This window comes from Pandoraea anhela, assembly GCF_902459655.1.
Classification (GTDB): domain Bacteria; phylum Pseudomonadota; class Gammaproteobacteria; order Burkholderiales; family Burkholderiaceae; genus Pandoraea; species Pandoraea anhela.
On sequence record NZ_CABPSB010000010.1, the window covers coordinates 40,057 to 57,511 of the forward strand.

Annotated in this window: 13 protein-coding genes and 1 riboswitch; of the genes, 8 read left to right on the forward strand and 5 right to left on the reverse strand. The window is 67.1% G+C overall.

Annotation, left to right across the window (positions count from 1 at the left end; genetic code table 11):
- Window positions 1–74 precede the first annotated feature (74 nt).
- From cobG to cobJ, 4 genes are read left to right on the forward strand one after another with little or no spacing between them, the layout of a single operon-like run.
- Window positions 75–1,535 carry a precorrin-3B synthase gene (cobG, locus tag PAN31108_RS14825; RefSeq protein WP_246183968.1) on the forward strand — a complete coding sequence of 487 codons (1,461 nt, stop codon included), beginning with the start codon at window positions 75–77 and terminating at the stop codon, window positions 1,533–1,535.
- Window positions 1,532–2,158, forward strand: coding sequence for a precorrin-8X methylmutase (locus PAN31108_RS14830; protein WP_150669590.1), 627 nt, complete (start codon window positions 1,532–1,534; stop codon window positions 2,156–2,158). The genes cobG and PAN31108_RS14830 overlap by 4 nt, the downstream gene beginning before the upstream one ends.
- Window positions 2,158–2,889 carry a precorrin-2 C(20)-methyltransferase gene (locus tag PAN31108_RS14835; protein ID WP_174994998.1) on the forward strand — a complete coding sequence of 244 codons (732 nt, stop codon included), beginning with the start codon at window positions 2,158–2,160 and terminating at the stop codon, window positions 2,887–2,889. The genes PAN31108_RS14830 and PAN31108_RS14835 overlap by 1 nt, the downstream gene beginning before the upstream one ends.
- A complete protein-coding gene (cobJ, locus tag PAN31108_RS14840) occupies window positions 2,886–4,715 on the forward strand; it encodes a precorrin-3B C(17)-methyltransferase (protein ID WP_370819659.1) in 1,830 nt (609 codons plus the stop codon). Before PAN31108_RS14835 ends, cobJ begins: the two co-directional genes overlap by 4 nt.
- Before the next feature lie 35 nt (window positions 4,716–4,750).
- On the opposite strand, the gene PAN31108_RS14845 is transcribed toward cobJ, so the two are convergent.
- The 5 genes from PAN31108_RS14845 to cobW form a co-directional block, all read right to left on the reverse strand.
- Entirely contained in the window at window positions 4,751–5,815 is a 1,065-nt protein-coding gene (locus PAN31108_RS14845; protein WP_217426309.1) for a HoxN/HupN/NixA family nickel/cobalt transporter, read from the reverse strand.
- A 12-nt stretch (window positions 5,816–5,827) separates the two neighbouring features.
- Window positions 5,828–6,505, reverse strand: coding sequence for a vWA domain-containing protein (locus PAN31108_RS14850; protein WP_370819665.1), 678 nt, complete (start codon window positions 6,503–6,505; stop codon window positions 5,828–5,830).
- A gap of 77 nt (window positions 6,506–6,582) precedes the next feature.
- Window positions 6,583–7,710, reverse strand: coding sequence for a magnesium chelatase ATPase subunit I (locus tag PAN31108_RS14855; RefSeq protein WP_370819661.1), 1,128 nt, complete (start codon window positions 7,708–7,710; stop codon window positions 6,583–6,585).
- On the reverse strand, window positions 7,707–11,522 hold the full coding sequence (gene cobN, locus PAN31108_RS14860) for a cobaltochelatase subunit CobN (RefSeq protein WP_150669593.1): 3,816 nt from the start codon (window positions 11,520–11,522) through the stop codon (window positions 7,707–7,709). The genes PAN31108_RS14855 and cobN overlap by 4 nt, the downstream gene beginning before the upstream one ends.
- A gap of 19 nt (window positions 11,523–11,541) precedes the next feature.
- On the reverse strand, window positions 11,542–12,651 hold the full coding sequence (gene cobW, locus PAN31108_RS14865; protein ID WP_150669594.1) for a cobalamin biosynthesis protein CobW: 1,110 nt from the start codon (window positions 12,649–12,651) through the stop codon (window positions 11,542–11,544).
- 186 nt (window positions 12,652–12,837) lie between these two features.
- Window positions 12,838–13,124, reverse strand: a riboswitch (cobalamin riboswitch).
- Window positions 13,125–13,476: 352 nt separating this feature from the next.
- Between cobW and cobA the strand changes: the two genes are divergently transcribed.
- From cobA to bluB, 4 genes are read left to right on the forward strand one after another with little or no spacing between them, the layout of a single operon-like run.
- Window positions 13,477–14,682, forward strand: a complete 1,206-nt coding sequence (gene cobA, locus PAN31108_RS27190; RefSeq protein ID WP_150669595.1) for a uroporphyrinogen-III C-methyltransferase — start codon at window positions 13,477–13,479, stop codon at window positions 14,680–14,682.
- Window positions 14,669–15,271, forward strand: coding sequence for a cob(I)yrinic acid a,c-diamide adenosyltransferase (gene cobO, locus PAN31108_RS14875; protein WP_150669596.1), 603 nt, complete (start codon window positions 14,669–14,671; stop codon window positions 15,269–15,271). Before cobA ends, cobO begins: the two co-directional genes overlap by 14 nt.
- A 2-nt stretch (window positions 15,272–15,273) precedes the next feature.
- Entirely contained in the window at window positions 15,274–16,590 is a 1,317-nt protein-coding gene (locus PAN31108_RS14880; RefSeq protein WP_150669597.1) for a cobyrinic acid a,c-diamide synthase CobB, read from the forward strand.
- On the forward strand, window positions 16,574–17,239 hold the full coding sequence (gene bluB / locus PAN31108_RS14885) for a 5,6-dimethylbenzimidazole synthase (protein ID WP_150669598.1): 666 nt from the start codon (window positions 16,574–16,576) through the stop codon (window positions 17,237–17,239). The genes PAN31108_RS14880 and bluB overlap by 17 nt, the downstream gene beginning before the upstream one ends.
- The last annotated feature ends 216 nt before the right edge of the window (window positions 17,240–17,455 follow it).

Here is a 17,455-nt window from a genome sequence, read left to right on the forward strand (position 1 = left end):
TATCTGCCACGGCGGCAGGCACGACAGCCCGCACAGACGGCCGTGCCATGGCCGCGCCTGCCATTCATCGAACCTTGGATCACGTCTCCTTTTCCTCCCTGCGGCCGTCGGCCTGCCCGGCGCTCGGACGCATCGTGGCCAGCCGCGACGGCGGGTTGTGCCGGGTAAAACTGCCCGGCGGGAGACTGAGCGCGGCACAAGCCATCGCGATTGCCGACGCCGCGCAGACGTTCGCCAGCGGCGTCGTCGAACTGACGAACCGCGCCAATCTTCAACTGCGCGGCGTGCGTGACGGCGCGCAAGCCGCGCTCACGCAGCAACTGCTCGACGCGGGGTTAGGCCCTCGCGTTCAGCACACCGCCGACGCGCGAGACGGCGCTCACACGCTTGCCGACGCCCAGGATCTTGCCCGGCAAACCGCCATTGCCGACGACGTGCGCAACCTCATGCTCAGCGCCACCGCAGGCTGCGACGCCGGTGCGCTGTACGACACGACCTCGCTCGCCGGTCCGATCCTCTCCCGACTGGAGAACGAACCGCGTTTCGCCGCGCTGTCGCCCAAATTCTCGGTGCTGCTCGACGGCGGCGAGCATCTTGCCGCGCTCGATCATCCGCATGACGTCTGGCTATCGCCGATGACCGCCGGCGCGGGTGAGGAATCGATGTTCGCATTCGGCCTTGCCGGCCACCCGACATCCCACCCCGGCGGCGCAATTGCCGCAGTGCGCGCCGGCGACGTGCCGGCGCTGGTGCATGCGTTGCTGAACACCTTCCTCGATCTGGCCACGCACGACCATCGCCGCATGCGCGATTTGCTCGGGGCGCGCCGCGCCGACGACGTGGCCGACCGGGCCGCCGCGTCGGCAGGGGTCGCGCTGCATCGCAACGCTGCGGTGAACGACTGGCGACGTACGCCCGCCAATCCATTGCGGCGGTTCGGGGCATGGCCGCAACGCAACGCAGGGATGTGGCACGTCGGCGCACAGGCGCCGCTCGGACGCATCGACGCGCCCACGCTGCGCGCCGTCGCCCAGCTCTGCCGGTCGTCCGCGCCAGACGGTTTTCGTGTCACGCCATGGCAAGGTCTTTTGATACCGGATGTCGCCGGGCCCGATGTGCCTCGGATCGAACGGGCGCTCGACCGTCTCGGTATGATTCGCAGCCCGCAGGCGCCGCTGGGCCGCATGATCGCCTGCGCGGGGTCGACGGGTTGCGCCAGGGCGCTTGCCGACACGAAAGCCGACGCGCGCGAGCTGGCCGCACGCCTGCAAGCCGGGGTCGAAGTCCATCTGAGCGGCTGCATACGCTCGTGCGCTGCGGCGCATCGCGCGCCATGGACGTTGCTCGCCGTCGCCCCGGGACATTACGACCTGTACCGGCACACGGCGGCGAACGCCACCCCCGACGCTACCGGCCTTTGCCGGGACGATGTATCGCGCTTCGGCAAGCGTATCGCCACCCATATGACACTCGAAGCGATTGCGCTTCGACTCAACTCGCAAGACAACTCGCAAGACCGGATTGCCCAGCCATGATTGATTACGTCCGCGACGGACAGGCCATCTACCGCGAATCGTTCGCCACGATCCGCGCCGAAGCCGACCTTTCGCGCATTCCCGCCGACCTCGAAAAGCTCGCGGTTCGCGTTATCCACGCGTGCGGCATGGTCGATATCGTCGACGCCCTGCAATTCTCGGAAGACGCCGGCACCGCCGGACGCAACGCCCTGCGCGCCGGCGCGCCGATCCTGTGCGACGCCAACATGGTCGCGCACGGCGTGACCCGCGCCCGCTTGCCCGCCGCGAACGAAGTCGTGTGCACCCTCACCGACCCCGCCGTGCCGGACCTCGCCCGATCGATGGGCAACACGCGTTCGGCGGCTGCGCTCGAACTGTGGCGCCCGAAGCTCGCGGGCAGCGTCGTCGCCATCGGCAACGCGCCCACTGCGCTGTTCCATCTGCTCGATATGCTCGATCAGGGGGCACCGCGTCCCGCGCTGATCCTCGGCTTCCCGGTCGGCTTCGTCGGCGCGGCCGAATCGAAGGCGATGCTGGCCGCCGACAGTCGCGGCGTGCCGTACGTGATCGTCTCGGGCCGCCGTGGCGGCAGCGCCATGGCCGCCGCCGCCATCAACGCTCTGGCATCGGAGATCGAATAATGACAACCTCCGGAAAACTTTTCGGCATCGGCGTCGGCCCGGGCGACCCCGAGTTGCTCACGCTCAAAGGCCTGCGTCTGCTGCAAGCGGCCCCGGTCGTCGCGTACTTCGTGGCAAAAGGGAAAAAAGGCAACGCGTTCGGCATCATCGAAGGCCATTTGCTGGACTCGCAGACACGCATGCCGCTCGTCTATCCGGTGACGACCGAAGCGCTCGAACCGCCGCTGTCGTACGAAACGATCATTGCCGACTTCTACGACACGGCGGCAGCCCTCATCGGCGGGCATCTCGAGGCGGGACGCGACGTTGCGGTGGTCTGCGAGGGCGATCCGTTCTTCTATGGCTCCTACATGTATCTGCACGACCGGCTGGCCACACGCTTTGCGGTCGAAGTCGTGCCCGGCGTATGCTCGATGCTCGGTGGCGCGGCTGTGCTGGGCACGCCGCTCGTCTATCGCAATCAGAGCCTGTCGGTGCTCTCGGGCGTGATGCCGGAGAGCGAACTGCGCCGCAAGCTCGCCGACACGGACGCCGCCGTCATCATGAAGCTCGGACGCAACTTCGATAAGGTACGCCGCGTGCTCGACGACCTGGGACTGGCGAGCCGCTCCCTCTATGTCGAGCGGGCAACGATGGCGAACCAGCGCATCGTGCCGCTCGCAGACGTGGATCCGAGCGCATCGCCATATTTCTCGTTGCTGGTCGTGCCGGGGCAGAAATGGCAGGGATGAACGCAACGACCACGCAGGCGCCGGCCATCGTCGTGCTCGGGCGCAGCGCGCTCGACACTGCGCGCCGGATTCAGGCCACGCTCCCAGGTTCGCTCGTGCACGGACTGGAGACGCGCGTAGGCCACGACGCCGACGTGGCGTTTACCCAGCTCGGGGACCATCTTCAGGCGCTGTATGCGCGCGGCGCCCCCATCGTTGCGCTCTGTGCAGCGGGCATCGTCATCCGGTGCGTCGCCCCGATGCTGAACAACAAGGGGACGGAACCGCCGGTGCTGGCCGTGGCGGAAGACGGCAGCGCGGTGGTGCCGCTGCTGGGCGGACTCGCAGGCGTGAATGTGCTGGCGCGCCGTATTGCGCGCGCATTGGATATCGTCCCCGCCATCACGACCAGCGGCGAACTGCGCTTCGGCACGTGCCTGCTGAACCCGCCCGCCGGCTATGTGCTTGCCGATCTGGCGCAAAGCAAGCACTTCGTGTCGGATCTGCTGGCCGGCGAGACGGTGCGCGTCGAGGGCGACGCCCCCTGGCTCGACGATGCCGACCTCCCCACATCGGACGACGCAGCGTTGACGATTCGTATCACACCGTTTGTCGGCGACAGGCATCGCGACGCGCTGGTGATTTATCCGCGCAGTGTACTCGCCGTGCTCACGCGCCCGGCAAGCCTCGGGCCACCGCCGGTGCGGGCGCTGCTCGCGAAGCACGCCCTGTCGTCGCAGGCGTTGGCCGCCGTGCTCGCTCCCATCTCGCGAATGGGAGACGCCGACCTGCAAGCCACTGCGGACGAACTCGGCGTACCGCTGCGCTTTGCGGACTTCGATGCCCTCAATGTCCCCCATGCCCCCGATGCTCCCGATGCTTCCGATGCTCCCGATGGGCTCGATAGGGACAACGCCAATCGTGCGAAGTCCCCCACCGATGCGCGCAACGTGGCGGACTGGCTGAGGACGACACTCGGTCCCGACGTCGAAATACGCCATGACGATCAGGGCGATTGCGGCATCGTGCTCGCGCGCACCGTCGCCCCGATCGACGTCGCGCGCATCGGTCAGGCGCGCGGCACGCTGACCGTCATCGGCCTGGGTCCCGGCGACGCCGAACTGCGCGTGCCGCTCGCCACCGCCGCACTGGCGCGGGCGACCGACATTCTCGGTTACGCCACTTATGTCGCGATGGCCGGCCCGTTGCGCGACGACCAGCAAGTGCACGCGACCGACAATCGCGAGGAATTGATGCGCGCGCGTCACGCGTTCGAACTCGCGAGTGCGGGCCGGCATGTCGTGGTCGTGTCGTCGGGCGATCCGGGGGTGTTCGCCATGGCAAGCGCCGTGTTCGAAGCGCTGGACGCCAGTGAAAATCCACGCTGGAAGGCTGTCGACCTGCGCATCGTGCCGGGCATTTCGGCCGCAATGGCAACCGCTGCCGTTGCCGGCGCGCCGCTCGGTCACGATTTTTGCGTGCTATCGCTCTCCGACAATCTCAAACCCTGGGACGTCATCCGCGAGCGCTTGCGGCACGCTGCGCAGGCGGATCTGGTCATGGCGTTCTACAACCCGATCTCGCGGGCGCGTCCGTGGCAACTCGGCGAAGCGCTCGATATCGTGCGCGAATGGCGTGCACCGGACACGCGCGTGGTGCTGGGGCGCGACATCGGTCGCCCCGGCGCCACGCTCACCCACACCACGCTGGGCGCGCTGCACCCCGGGCAGGTCGACATGCGCACGATGGTCATCGTCGGCTCGTCGACCACGCGCGGCATCGATGGCGGCCCGCACGGCGAGTGGATCTACACCCCCCGCTGGTACGGCGAGCCGCCGAAACGCTGAGGACCGACAGCAAGACCGGCCGGCATGACCCTGCACTACGCGAGTTCGGTCGGCTCGGCCGGCCCGAGCTTGTCGTAGCCCTTGAGGCGATAGACGACGAACGAGAGCAGCCACGACAGGATGAACACGCCGATGATGGCGAAGCCGAGGTTGTTGAAGTTCTCGTTGAGCTCGGCGATCGCCTCCCAGAACCCGCCCGTGAGTTCGTACTTGGCCTGGAACATGCCGAGCGTTTCGATGCCGCCGATCAGCACGGCGACGAGCACCGATACCAGCGTGATCGTCAGGTTGTAGTAGAGCTTACGAATCGGACGAACGAAGGCCCATTCGTAGGCGCCGAGCATGAGAATGCCGTCGGTCGTATCGACCAGCGTCATGCCCGCGGCGAACAGCGCCGGGAACACCAGCACCGTGCCGATCGACAGGCCATGCGCCGCATGACTGGCCGACAGCGCGAGCAGACTCACCTCCGTCGCCGTATCGAATCCGAGACCGAACAGGAACCCCAGCGGCAGCATCCACGCCGGGTGCGACACCAAACGAAACATCGGACGGAACAGGCGCGACACGAAACCCCGGTTGTTGAGCAGGATGTCGAGGTCGTTGTTGTCGTACGGCAACCCGCGACGCACCTTGTTGAACGCCCGCCACACGCCGCGCAGGATGAAGATGTTCATCGCCGCGATCAGAAACAGGAACGTTGCCGAGATGCTGGTGGAGATGACACCGCCGACACCACGCCATTCCTCCAGGTGGTTTTGCAACGCCACCGCCGCAATCGCCACCCCGGCCGCCACGATCAGCACCACGGCCGAATGCCCCAGCGCGAAGAAGAAACCCACCGAGACGGGACGCTGTCCGTCCTGCATCAGCTTGCGCGTCACGTTGTCGATGGCGGCGATGTGATCGGCATCGACCGCGTGGCGCAGGCCAAAGCCCCATGCCAGCAGGCCGGTGCTCAGCAGCAGCGGGTCGCCGTGAAACGCGATGAACGCCCAGACCCACGCGCCGATATTGAAGGCCGCGAGCAGGGCGTACATGCCGCCGACACGGGTACGCAAGCGCCCCGCCGGGGCGGTGGGGAGAAGAGACATGGACATACGGTCGATCCTTCAATCAAGTGAGTCCTGGCAACGGAAATACGCCTGGACGCGCGGGGCAATCTCGTCCAGACGAATACATTCGGCGTCCCACGCGCGCGCGAGACGTTCGCAACCGCGCGGTGCCACGAGCGACGCGACACCCAGGCCGAGGCGGGCGGGTTCGCAATCGATCACGACGGCGCGATCGAGCGCCGGGGGCCTCGACGGCGTCTCGGCGGTGCGCCCGTCCGTGAGCAGCCACAACACCTTCACTTGCGACGCATGCCGCCCTCTCGCGCGTTCGGCCCGCGCGAGCAGTCGCGACGCCGCCGCGATACCGGCCGCCAGCGGCGTGCCGCCACCGCCGCCGATGGGTTCGATCCAGCGCTCGTTCCACCAACGCGGTATGGCGGGGCCGAACAGCACCTCGGCGCGCTCGCCGCCAAAGCGGATCAGCGCGACGTCGGATCGTGCGCGCGCCAACCGGTCGAAGCTGTCGAGCAACCAGCCCTTCGCCTGCGCGAGACTGCCGAGCATCGATGCCGAACCGTCGAGCACGAACACATGCAGTTCGCCGCGCGGCGCGTTGTCCACCGCGTAGCGCAGATGTGTCCTGTTCAACCGTTGCGGGCCTTTGCGCAGTAGCGTCTCGCCCCAGTCGATGCGCGTCGGCGCGAGCGTCCCGACGCGAGGTTTCGCTCGCCGGATCGTTCGTCCGACCAGCCCTGCACCGCGTAACCACCGGGATCCGCCGGACGAGCCGACGGAGGCGCGCGCCCGGTGGCTCAGCGTTTTTTTGACGACAGGGGGACCACGCCCTTCACGCGTGTCGTTCCGGTCGGCTCAGGCGGCAGATACCCCCAATCGGAAGTGTCGCGGCCCGACGCTCCGGCGCTCTGCGCCGACTTTCCTGCCTCTCCGGCCTGCCCTGCCTGCCCTGCCTCTGCGACTTCCGATGCCCCCGGTTTCGCGCTGCCCGCCTGCCCCGACGCACTTGCGGACGACGACGCCTGCGGTTGCCCATGGCGGCGGTGCCGCAGCACGGCCGGTGAGACGCGCTCGACGTGCCCGCGCGTGAGCACCGGCGACGCCTCGAGCGCCGCCAGTGCACGCGCCGCGCGCAGCATCACGAGGTCCGCGCGCATGCCGTCCACCCGGGCTTCGATACACAGCGCGCTCACCGCGTCGTGCACCTCGTCGCCGATCGCGACGCCGGGCAAGGCCTCACGGGCGTCGAGAATACGTCGACGAAGCTCGGCCTGCGCCTGCGCATACTGCGCGTGAAACGCCGCCGGATCGAGATCGAACGCCAGACGCGTCTTCACGATTTTCTGACGCACTTGCGGATCGAAGCAGTTTTCCAGCTCGACCATCAGCCCGAAACGATCCAGCAACTGGGGCCGCAATTCGCCCTCTTCCGGATTCATCGTGCCGACCAGCATGAAATGCGCGGCATGCCGATGCGATACACCGTCGCGCTCCACGACATTGATGCCGCTCGCGGCCACGTCCAGCACCACGTCGACGAGCCCGTCGGGCAGCAGATTCACTTCGTCGACATACAACACGCCCTGATGCGCTTGCGCGAGCAGCCCCGGCGAGAACTTCACCCCACCGCCGCGCAGCGCTTCGTCGATGTCGAGCGTGCCGATGAGGCGCGCTTCGCTCGCGCCCAACGGCAGCGTGACGAAGGGGCAATCGGGCAACAGATCCGCGAGCGAGCGCGCCGCCGTCGATTTCGCGGTGCCGCGCGGGCCGCTCACCAGCACACCGCCGATCGAGGGATCCACCGCGATGAGCAGCAGCGCTTCGCGCAACGGCGTCTGAGCGACGAGCGCCGTCAGCGGGAACGGCGGCGGCAGCGGGGAAGCCGGGGAAGCCGTGGATGCGGCCAATTCGGTGTTCGATGTCACGACGCTCTCCGTTCGATTTCGTGCCCGGCGGCCAACAGATGACTTTCGATCTGCTCGCGATAAGCGCCGGGCGATTGCCACAGCCCCCGGCCAATCGCTTCGAGCAGGCGTTCGCACACGCCACGCAGCGCGTGCGGGTTATGACGCTGCATGAACTCGCGCGTGTCGGCGTCGTTCAGGCAGGCGTCGGTCACGAGTCCGTACTGATGGTCCGACACCACGCGGGCGGTCGCGTCATATCCGAACAGGTAATCGACCGTGGCCGCGATTTCCGCCGCGCCCTTGTAGCCGTGACGCTTCACCCCGTCGAGCCATTTCGGATTGACGACGCGCGAGCGGATCACGCGCGCGATTTCTTCCGTCAGCGGGCGCACGCTCGGCGCGTCCGCTCGGCTATGGTCTGCGTGATACACCTCGGGTTGTTGCCCCGAGAAATGCCGCACGGCAGCGGTCATGCCGCCCTGAAACTGGTAGTAATCGTTGGAGTCGAGCACGTCGTGCTCGCGATTGTCCTGACTCTGCAAAACGACATCGATGCTCGCCAGACGCGTCGCAAACACGCCATAAGCCTGCTCGCCGGCGCTGGCCTGCGCATAGGCGTAACCGCCGGATTCTCGATAGGCGTTTGCGAGATCCTCGTCGGTCTGCCACAAGCCGTTGTCGATCATCTCCTGCAGGCCCGCCCCATAGGTGCCGGGACGCGAACTGAAGACCCGCCAGCCCGCGCGCTTACGCGCTTCGTCGGCGTCGAGTCCACGGGCGATCCACGCGTCGCGCTCGCGCAGCACACGCGCGCGGATCGGGTTGATGTCCTCCGGCTCGTCGAGCGCCGCCACGGCCTGCACGGCGGCGTCGAACAGATGCATGACGTTCGGGAAGGCATCGCGGAAGAAGCCCGACACGCGCAACGTGACGTCGATACGGGGTCGCTCCATGCCGCCCGGCGGCAGAATTTCGAAGTCCGTGACCCGATGACTGCCCGGCGCCCATTTGGGACGCACCCCCAGCAGCGCAAACGCCTGCGCGATATCGTCGCCGCCGGTGCGCATCGTGGCGGTGCCCCACACGGACAGGCCAATGGCGCGTGGGTAATCGCCGTGATCCTGCAAGTGACGCTCGATCAACTGACGCGCCGATTTCACGCCCAGCGCCCATGCCGTCTGCGTGGGAATCGCACGTGTGTCGACGGAGTAGAAGTTGCGGCCCGTGGGCAGCACGTCAGGTCGCCCGCGCGAGGGCGCGCCGCTCGGCCCCGGCGGCACGAAACGGCCTTCCAGACCGCGCCGCAGGTGGCGCAACTCCTCACTGCCGCAGGCGTCCAGCGATGGCAGGACGTCGTCTCTCGCGCGCGTCAGCACGTCGCGCGTCGCAGGCAAGTGCTGCGTCTTGCCGTCGAGCGACGCGGCGTCTTCGCCGGTCAGCGTCTCCAGCAGGCTCGCCCCCAGCAACTCCAAACGTTCGCGCGTATCGCCCTGATGACGCCACGGCGCATCGCTTACCTGTGCGAGCAACGCCGGACGCGGCCCGTCCCACGGCGTCGACCATTCGGCTTTGAGCGGGTCGAACCGATCGTCGATGTGCAAGTCTCTCGCGAGTGCGTCAATGAGGCTGGCATCGCGCCCCTGGCCGCCGCGCACCGGAAAGCGCATCAGCGCGAGCAGCGTGTCGCGGCGTTCGCGCCCGGCCGGCGAGCGGCCGAAGATGTGCAGACCGTCGCGAATCTGCGTCTCTTTCAGCTCGCATAGCCACGTGTCCACACGCGTGAGCAGTTCGTCTTCCGCATCGGTATCGCTCGGGGCGGACAGGCTCAGCTCTTCGTGCAGACGGTGACGCACGATGGTCTCGAGAATCGTGCTGCGCAGCAGTTTGGCGCGGCGCGCGTCGACCATCAGCGCTTCGTAATACTCGTCGACCTGCCGCTCCAGATCCTGAAGCGGACCATACGATTCGGCCCGCGTGAGCGGGGGCATCAGGTGATCGATGATCACGGCCTGGGCGCGACGCTTCGCCTGACTGCCCTCGCCCGGATCGTTGACGATGAACGGGTAAAGGTGCGGCAGCGGCCCGAGCGTCAGGTCAGGCCAGCAACTGTCGGACAGCGCCACGCTCTTGCCGGGCAGCCATTCGAGGCTGCCGTGTTTGCCGACATGCACGACGGCATCGACATCGACCGTGTGACGCAGCCAGAAATAGAACGCGAGATAGGCATGCGGCGGGACCAGTTCGGCATCGTGATAGCTGGCGTAATCGCCGTCGACACGCGAGCGCGAGGGCTGGATGCCGATGAACACGTTGCCGCAGCGCCAACCGGCGATCATGAAGCGCCCCTGCCGCAGCGTCGGGTCCTGATGCGCCGGCCCCCAACGCTCGTTGAGCGCATCACGCACGTCGGTCGGCAGTGTTGCGAAGGCGGCGAGATAGTCGTCGAGCGCGTAACTCTGAAAGGCCGGACGCAACGCGCGCATCTCGGGATCGTTCGTCACGCCGCGCGTCAGACGCGCCATGAGCGCGCCGCCGTCGTCCGGCAGGTCGTCGACGCGATAGCCTTCGTCCCGCAGCATCGTGAGGATCTCGACGACGGACGCCGGCGTGTCGAGTCCGACGCCGTTGCCGATGCGCCCCTCGCTCGCCGGATAGTTCGCCAGCACCAGCGCAAGCCGCTTCTGCGCGTTGGGTTTGGTGCGCAGCAGACACCAGCGACGGCTGAGTTCCGCCACGAACGCGACGCGCTCCCTGTCCGGCTGATACCGCACGACATCCACTTCGGTGCGCGGGCAGCGATAGTCGAGGCCCTTGAAGCTGATCGCCCGCGTGATGATGCGGCCGTCGACCTCCGGCAGCGCCACGTGCATCGCGATGTCGCGGGAATTGAGGCCCTGATTGTCCTTGACCCAGTCGTCGCGATTGCCCCCGCTCAGAATCACCTGCAACACCGGTGCGTCGCTGCCGAAGATTTGCGACTGGCGCGGATCGTCCGGCGTCGAGGTGGAAAAGGCCGTGGTGTTGAGCACCAGCGAGACGTCGTGCGCGTCGCAGAGTTGCTGCACGACATCACGGCTGAGCGCGTCCTTGAGCGATGTGATCGCAATCGGCAACGGATTCAGCCCGCGCACGTGCAACGCGTCGATCAGGGTATCGAAGACCCCCGTATTCGCCGCCTGCAAGTGCGCGCGGTAGAACAGGATCGCCACGACGGGCGCGCCGGCATGCCAACTGGCTTGCCAATCGTCCATCGTCGCGTTGCGGGTGTGCGATTGGGGATTGGGATGGTACAGCGTGGCGTTGGGCACCGCGACCGGCAGCGGCGGCTCGTCGCCCCAGCCGAGTGCGTGCCAGGCGATAGCGCGCAAGAACGCCTCGGCATTGACGGCCCCCCCCTGACGCAGGTAGCGCCACAGGCGCGTGCAGAACTCGGGGCTTGCCGTGCTCAGCGCGGTCAGATTCGGGTCTTCCTGCAAGTCGCCGGAGAACATCACCAGCATCTGGCCGCGACGCTGCGCCAACGCGACGATCTGCTCGATGCCGTAAGGCCAGTAAGCTTCGCCGCCGAGGTGATCGACCACCACGACGCGGGCATGTTGCAAGACGTCGTCGACATAGAAGTCGACCGACGCCGGCTGCCGCAGGTACGTGACGTTGGCGAGCCGCAGACTCGGGAAATCGTCGCCCAGGCGCTCGACCACGCTCGCGAGCAACGACAGGGTCGTGTCGGCCGAGCTCAGCACGACGATGTCGGCGGGCTGCTGATCGATGCGGATGACGCCGGCGGCGTCGTCGACAAAACCGCCGGGGACTGTCCGTAACAGGTGCATGCGACGCGGCTTCCCGGAATCAGACCGATGCGATGGCCGATGACGCCGATGACACCGAGGCGCCGAGCGCCACGTCGAACGCGCGCTGAAGCTCGTTGGCGTCCAGGTCCTCGCCGATCAGCACGAAGCGGCTGTCGCGCGCTTCGCCATCGCGCCAGTGACGATCGAAATAACTGTCGAAACGCTTGCCGACGCCCTGAATCACGAGCCGCATCGGCGCGCCCGGCAATGCGGCAAAGCCCTTGGCGCGGTAAATCGTGTGGTTTCGCACCAATTCGCTCAACGCCGCGATGACCGTCTCGCGCGACGCCGCGCCCGCGAGCGAGGCCGACACCATGACCGAGTCGAACTCGTCGTGGTGGTGATCGGCGTCGTCTGCCGAGCCGTGATGGTCGTGACGCTGGTCGATGGTCTCCTCGGAGGCCGAGTTCAGGCCGAGCAGCACGCTCAGGTCGAGGTTGCCGTTGCTCGCCGGCACGATCTTCACGTGGGCGGGCAGTTCCTCGCGGATCAGCGCCGACACGCTGGCCTGCGCCGCATCGTCGAGCAGATCGGTCTTGTTGAGAATGACCAGATCCGCCGCGCTCAACTGGTCTTCGAACAGTTCGTGCAGCGGCGATTCGTGGTCGAGATTCGGGTCGGCCTTGCGTTGCTCGTCGACCGCTTCGGGGTTCTCGGCGAATTGCCCGGCGGCGGTGGCGGGACCGTCGACCACGGTGATCACGGCGTCGACGGTGAAGCTGTTGCGAATCGACGGCCAGTTGAACGCCTGCACCAGCGGCTTGGGCAGCGCCAGCCCGGACGTCTCGATGAGCACGTGGTCGATCCGGTCGCGGCGCTCCACCAATGCTTCCATCACGGGGAAGAACTCTTCCTGCACCGTGCAGCACAGGCAGCCATTGGCCAGTTCGTACAGCTGGCCCTCGGTCTCCTGACCGTTTTCGTCACAGCCGATGCCGCAACCCTTGAGGATTTCACCGTCGATGCCCAACTCGCCGAATTCGTTGACGATGACCGCGACGCGCAGACCGTTGGTGTTGGACAGAATGTGACGCAGCAGCGTGGTCTTACCGCTGCCGAGGAAGCCCGTAATCACGGTCACGGGGATCTTGCGCATGGAAGTCGACATGGAAAAAAGCAAAGCGTGGTGGCACGCGTCGTCCGGCCGGTCGCATCATCGGTAAAGTCGGTGTCGCCGGCATGACCGTTCGACCTGCCAGGCAGGGAACGACCGCGCCGCCGGTGACGGCTGCATCGGGAAAGCGGAGCCAACGTGGCAAAACTGAAGGGGTGACTGCACACCGCCTACCCGCAGTGCCAATCGTCTTCTCCGGCCGGTATCCGGGCTGACGAAATGGCCGCTTCACCTTCCCACGCCGCCATCACAGGCTTGAGCGCAGTGGTCTCGCCCCGCAAAACGCATGCGGGGTTGAAGTCGGCCTGGCGTCGCATCACTGCGGCGCCTTCGTTTCACCGTTGCGGGGGCAGCACAGGCTGGGGCGTCGCGTCGCACCCATGGTGGGGGGCGCGCCGCCCGTCTGTTTCCCGTTTAACTGCGCACGCCTGAACGTGTGCGCGAGCACCAGATTAGCCGCGAGTGTAGGTGCCGGATACCGCCCCGTCAAGGCGACACGAGGGGGAACGCGCCGGCGCTCGACGGACGGCGGGCGGGCAGCGAGCCGCACAATGCCTGTGGTATGCTCGCCACCAAATTTTTTGGTCCCCCGGTTCTCTCGACGAGGGCGTTGCAGCGCATTCGTTCGCCCCCCATGGCGCTGAGCGCGCAGGCCCTCCTCCCCGTTGTCCCGCCTATGAGTCATCGTCATGCCCCGGTCCCGGTGGCGCGCTGTCGCCCGTTGAAGCGTCCCACGTCGCTTGCCACACCGGGCGCCGTTTTAGTCCCGTGCAGCGCCACCGCCGCGCGCCGCGCCCTGCAAGGCGTGCGGAGGGTGCAATGAGCCGCGCATGGCTGATCGGCGCGGGCCCCGGCGACCCCGAACTCATGACCGTCAAGGCGATGCGCGCCCTTGCCGTGGCGGATGTCGTGCTGGTCGACGACCTCGTGAACCCCGAGATCCTGCGCATGGCCGGGCCGCAAGCGCAGATCGTCCATGTCGGCAAGCGCGGCGGGCACGCGTCCACGCCGCAGCGCGAGATCGTGGCGCTGATGCTGATGCATCTGCGTGCCGGTCGCAGCGTGGCGCGCCTCAAAGGCGGCGACCCCTTCGTCTTCGGACGCGGCGGCGAGGAACTGCAAGCGTTACAGGCGCAGGGTGTGCCGGTCGAGATCGTCAACGGTATTACCGCCGGCATTGCCGCGCCGACGACGCTCGGCATCCCGGTCACGCACCGCGGACTCACGCAAGGCGCGATCTTCGTCACGGGGCACGGCGCCGGCGACGACGAACCGGACTGGCGGGCGCTCGCTGCTACGGGCCTGACGCTCGTCGTCTACATGGGCATTCGCCGTCTGGAAGACATCGCCGCGCAACTGCTGCAAGCGGGCATGTCGCCGCACACGCCCTGCGCAGCCATCGAATCGGCCACACTTTCGACACAGCGTCAGGTGATCGCCCCGCTGAGTACACTGCCCGCCGAGGTGCGCGCCGCTGCCATCGGTTCGCCGTCGATCATCGTGATCGGTGATGTGGTTTCGCTGGCGCATCCGCCCGGAACGGCCGCACCGACGCACGTGCCCGAGCGCCCCGCGCCGCCACGCATGCTGAGCGTGGGTATCGGCTTCCGACAAGGCGTGACGGCCGACCAGATCGAAGCGGCGGTGCGCGCGGCGCTGGGGCCGCATTCGCTCGCCGAGGTCGCCGCGATGGCGACGCTCGACAGAAAGGCCGACGACCCGGCGCTCGTGCGTTTCTGCGAGCGTCACGCCATTGCCTTGGTACGATGCGCACCTGCGCAAATCGAGGCGTGTCTCGCCGCTCATCCCCGCTTGCCACGCTCGGACACGGTATATGCCCACACGGGGGTGCATGCGGTATGCGAGCCTTGCGCATTGCTCGCCTCCCCCGGCAGTACCTCGCTCGCGCAGAAATATGCCGGCGACGGCATTACGGTGGCCATCGCGGTCATGCCGGGCGCCGCTACGAAAGACAACCTTCAGCACGACGCTCAACCGGAGTCACGAAACGATGAAGACCGATAACGAATCCCACCTTCGCATGACACAGCGACGTCGCGAAGGTCACGAGAAGAAGCAGGCCGCCGCGACCACCGAGAAGGGGCTGCTGATCGTGCACACGGGCAACGGCAAAGGCAAGAGCACGGCAGCCTTCGGCATGGCCGTGCGCATGCTCGGTCACGACCAGCGCATCGGTGTCGTGCAGTTCATCAAGGGTGCGCTGCATACGTCCGAGCGCGATTTTCTCGGCAGCCACCCGCAGTGCGACTTCATCACGATGGGCGACGGCTACACCTGGAACACGCAAAACCGCGACGCCGATATCGCTACGGCCCGCAAAGGCTGGCAAGCCGCCGTCGACATGATCGGGAGCGGCGACTACCGCATGGTGATTCTCGACGAACTGAACACCGTGCTGAAGTACGAGTATCTGCCGCTCGACGAAGTGCTCGGGGTGCTCACCGCGCGCGGCGAGATGCAGCACGTGGTAGTCACCGGGCGTCATGCGCCGGACGAACTCATCGAAGCCGCGGACCTTGTCACCGAAATGCGGCTGGTCAAGCATCCGTACCGCGAGCAGGGCGTGAAGGCACAACAGGGCGTCGAGTTCTGATCATGGCGTCGTGCCCGGCGTTGTTCATCAGCGCGCCCGCGTCAGGTCAGGGCAAGACCACGGTCACGGCCGGTCTGGCGCAATGGCACCGCGAGCAGGGACGCACGGTCCGCGTCTTCAAGACCGGCCCCGACTTTCTCGACCCGAAGATTCTCGAGCGGGCCAGCGGTGCGCCCGTGCTAACGCTCGATCTCTGGATGGTCGGCGAGGCGTCGTGTCGTCGACTGCTCGCCGAAGCGGCGCAGCAGGCCGACCTGATCCTCATCGAAGGCGTGATGGGATTGTTCGACGGCACCCCCAGCAGCGCGGATCTGGCGATGACGTTCGGCGTGCCGGTCGTTACCGTCATTTCCGCCCGGTCGATGGCGCAGACGTTCGGCGCCATCGCCTCGGGTCTCGCGCACTACCGGCGCGGGTTGCCGATACACGGTGTGCTCGCGAATCACGTGAGTTCGCCACGTCATGCGCAGTTGTTGCAGGAAGGCATGCCCCCGGATCTGCGATGGCTCGGCCATCTGGCGACATCGGATCGGATGACGTTGCCTGCACGGCATCTCGGCCTGCATCAGGCCGACGAGATCGATCGGCTCGAAGCCCGCATTGCGGCCACCGCGCAGGCGCTGGCCGACACTGCGCTGGTCGAACTCCCGCCCCCGGTCAGCTTCGACGTGCCGCCGTCCACGGCGATGCCGGAGGTCCCGAAGTGGCTGGACGGTAAGCGAATCGCCGTGGCCCGCGACGCCGCCTTCTCGTTCATCTATCCGGAAAACATGCGTCTGCTGGAGGCGATGGGCGCACGCGTGACGTATTTCTCGCCGCTCGCGAACGAAGCGCTTCCCGAGGCGAGCGACGCCCTCTTCCTGCCCGGCGGCTATCCCGAATTGCATGCGGCGCAGTTGGCGACGCAGACATGCAGCGCACACAGCGTGCGCGCCCACGCGGCGGCGGGCAAGCCGATCGTGGCCGAGTGCGGCGGCATGCTGTATCTGCTGGAAAGCCTGACGGACGCGGCAGGCGTATCGACGCCGATGCTCGGCGTCCTGCCCGGGCACGCGACGCTGCAAAAGCGTCTCGCCGGCCTCGGCATGCAGTCGCTGTCCACTTCGCACGGCACACTGACCGGCCACACCTTCCACTACACGCACATGGCGACGCCGATGACGCCGGTCTGTCGTGCGACACGGCCGGGCAGCGCCGCCGACGCAGCGACGGGCGAGCCGGTGTACCGTCATGGCGCAATCGTCGCAAGCTATCTGCACGGCTACTGGCCGTCGAACCCGGCGCTTACCGCGGCACTCTTTCATGGCACAGCCTTTTAGCGACCCCGAACGCGCCGCCGTCTATCGCGCGATCTACGAGCGGCGCGACATGCGTCATTTCGTGCCGACGCCCGTCGATCCCGAAGTGCTCGCCCGACTGCTCGACGCTGCGCATCACGCACCGAGCGTCGGCTTCATGCAACCGTGGCGCATGGTGCGTGTCACCTCGCCCACCTTGCGTGCGGCGTTGCACGAGGCGGTCGAGCGGGAGCGACTGAAAACGGCGGACGCCCTCGGCGCTCGCCGCGACGCATTCATGAAGCTGAAGGTCGAGGGCATGCAGCAGTGCGCCGAGATTCTGGTGATGGCGCTCATGGACGGCCGCGAGCGTCACGTGTTCGGCCGTCGTACCATGCCGGAGATGGACCTGGCGTCGGTGTCCTGCGCGATCCAGAACCTCTGGCTGGCCGCCCGTGCGGAAGGCCTGGGTATGGGATGGGTGTCGATTTTCGATCCCGACGACGTCGCACAACTGCTGCAAATGCCCGCCGGTGCAAAGCCTGTCGCCATTCTCTGCCTCGGCCACGTTACCGAGTTCTACGACGCGCCGATGCTGGCGCAGGAAGGCTGGGCCTCGCGTGCCCCGCTGGACGACTGCGTGTTCGAAAACACATGGCCGTCGCCGTCGGGCACGGACGCATCTGCCTGAGCGAGGACGACGCTCGTCGGTTCGAAAACACGTCCCGTCCGCCCACGACGTTTGACCGGCCCTCGCAGAACAGCGCCAGTGAGCACGTCGTAAAGTTCGTCTGCGTCCTCTACCGTCCTCTACCGCCCTCCCCCCCCTCGCCCGTCTGGCGACGCGCAACGTCGGTGTCCCAAACACCGCGTTTGGCTCAAAAGGTCGGATGACAGGACAGCGGGG

Coding starts and splice junctions, on each gene's coding strand:
- PAN31108_RS14830 (WP_150669590.1), top strand. CDS start 1,532: ATGATTGATTACGTCCGCGACGGACAGGCCATCTACCGCGAATCGTTC.
- PAN31108_RS14835 (WP_174994998.1), top strand. CDS start 2,158: ATGACAACCTCCGGAAAACTTTTCGGCATCGGCGTCGGCCCGGGCGAC.
- cobJ (WP_370819659.1), top strand. CDS start 2,886: ATGAACGCAACGACCACGCAGGCGCCGGCCATCGTCGTGCTCGGGCGC.
- PAN31108_RS14845 (WP_217426309.1), bottom strand. CDS start 5,815: ATGTCCATGTCTCTTCTCCCCACCGCCCCGGCGGGGCGCTTGCGTACC.
- cobN (WP_150669593.1), bottom strand. CDS start 11,522: ATGCACCTGTTACGGACAGTCCCCGGCGGTTTTGTCGACGACGCCGCC.
- cobW (WP_150669594.1), bottom strand. CDS start 12,651: ATGTCGACTTCCATGCGCAAGATCCCCGTGACCGTGATTACGGGCTTC.
- cobA (WP_150669595.1), top strand. CDS start 13,477: ATGAGCCGCGCATGGCTGATCGGCGCGGGCCCCGGCGACCCCGAACTC.
- cobO (WP_150669596.1), top strand. CDS start 14,669: ATGAAGACCGATAACGAATCCCACCTTCGCATGACACAGCGACGTCGC.
- PAN31108_RS14880 (WP_150669597.1), top strand. CDS start 15,274: ATGGCGTCGTGCCCGGCGTTGTTCATCAGCGCGCCCGCGTCAGGTCAG.
- bluB (WP_150669598.1), top strand. CDS start 16,574: ATGGCACAGCCTTTTAGCGACCCCGAACGCGCCGCCGTCTATCGCGCG.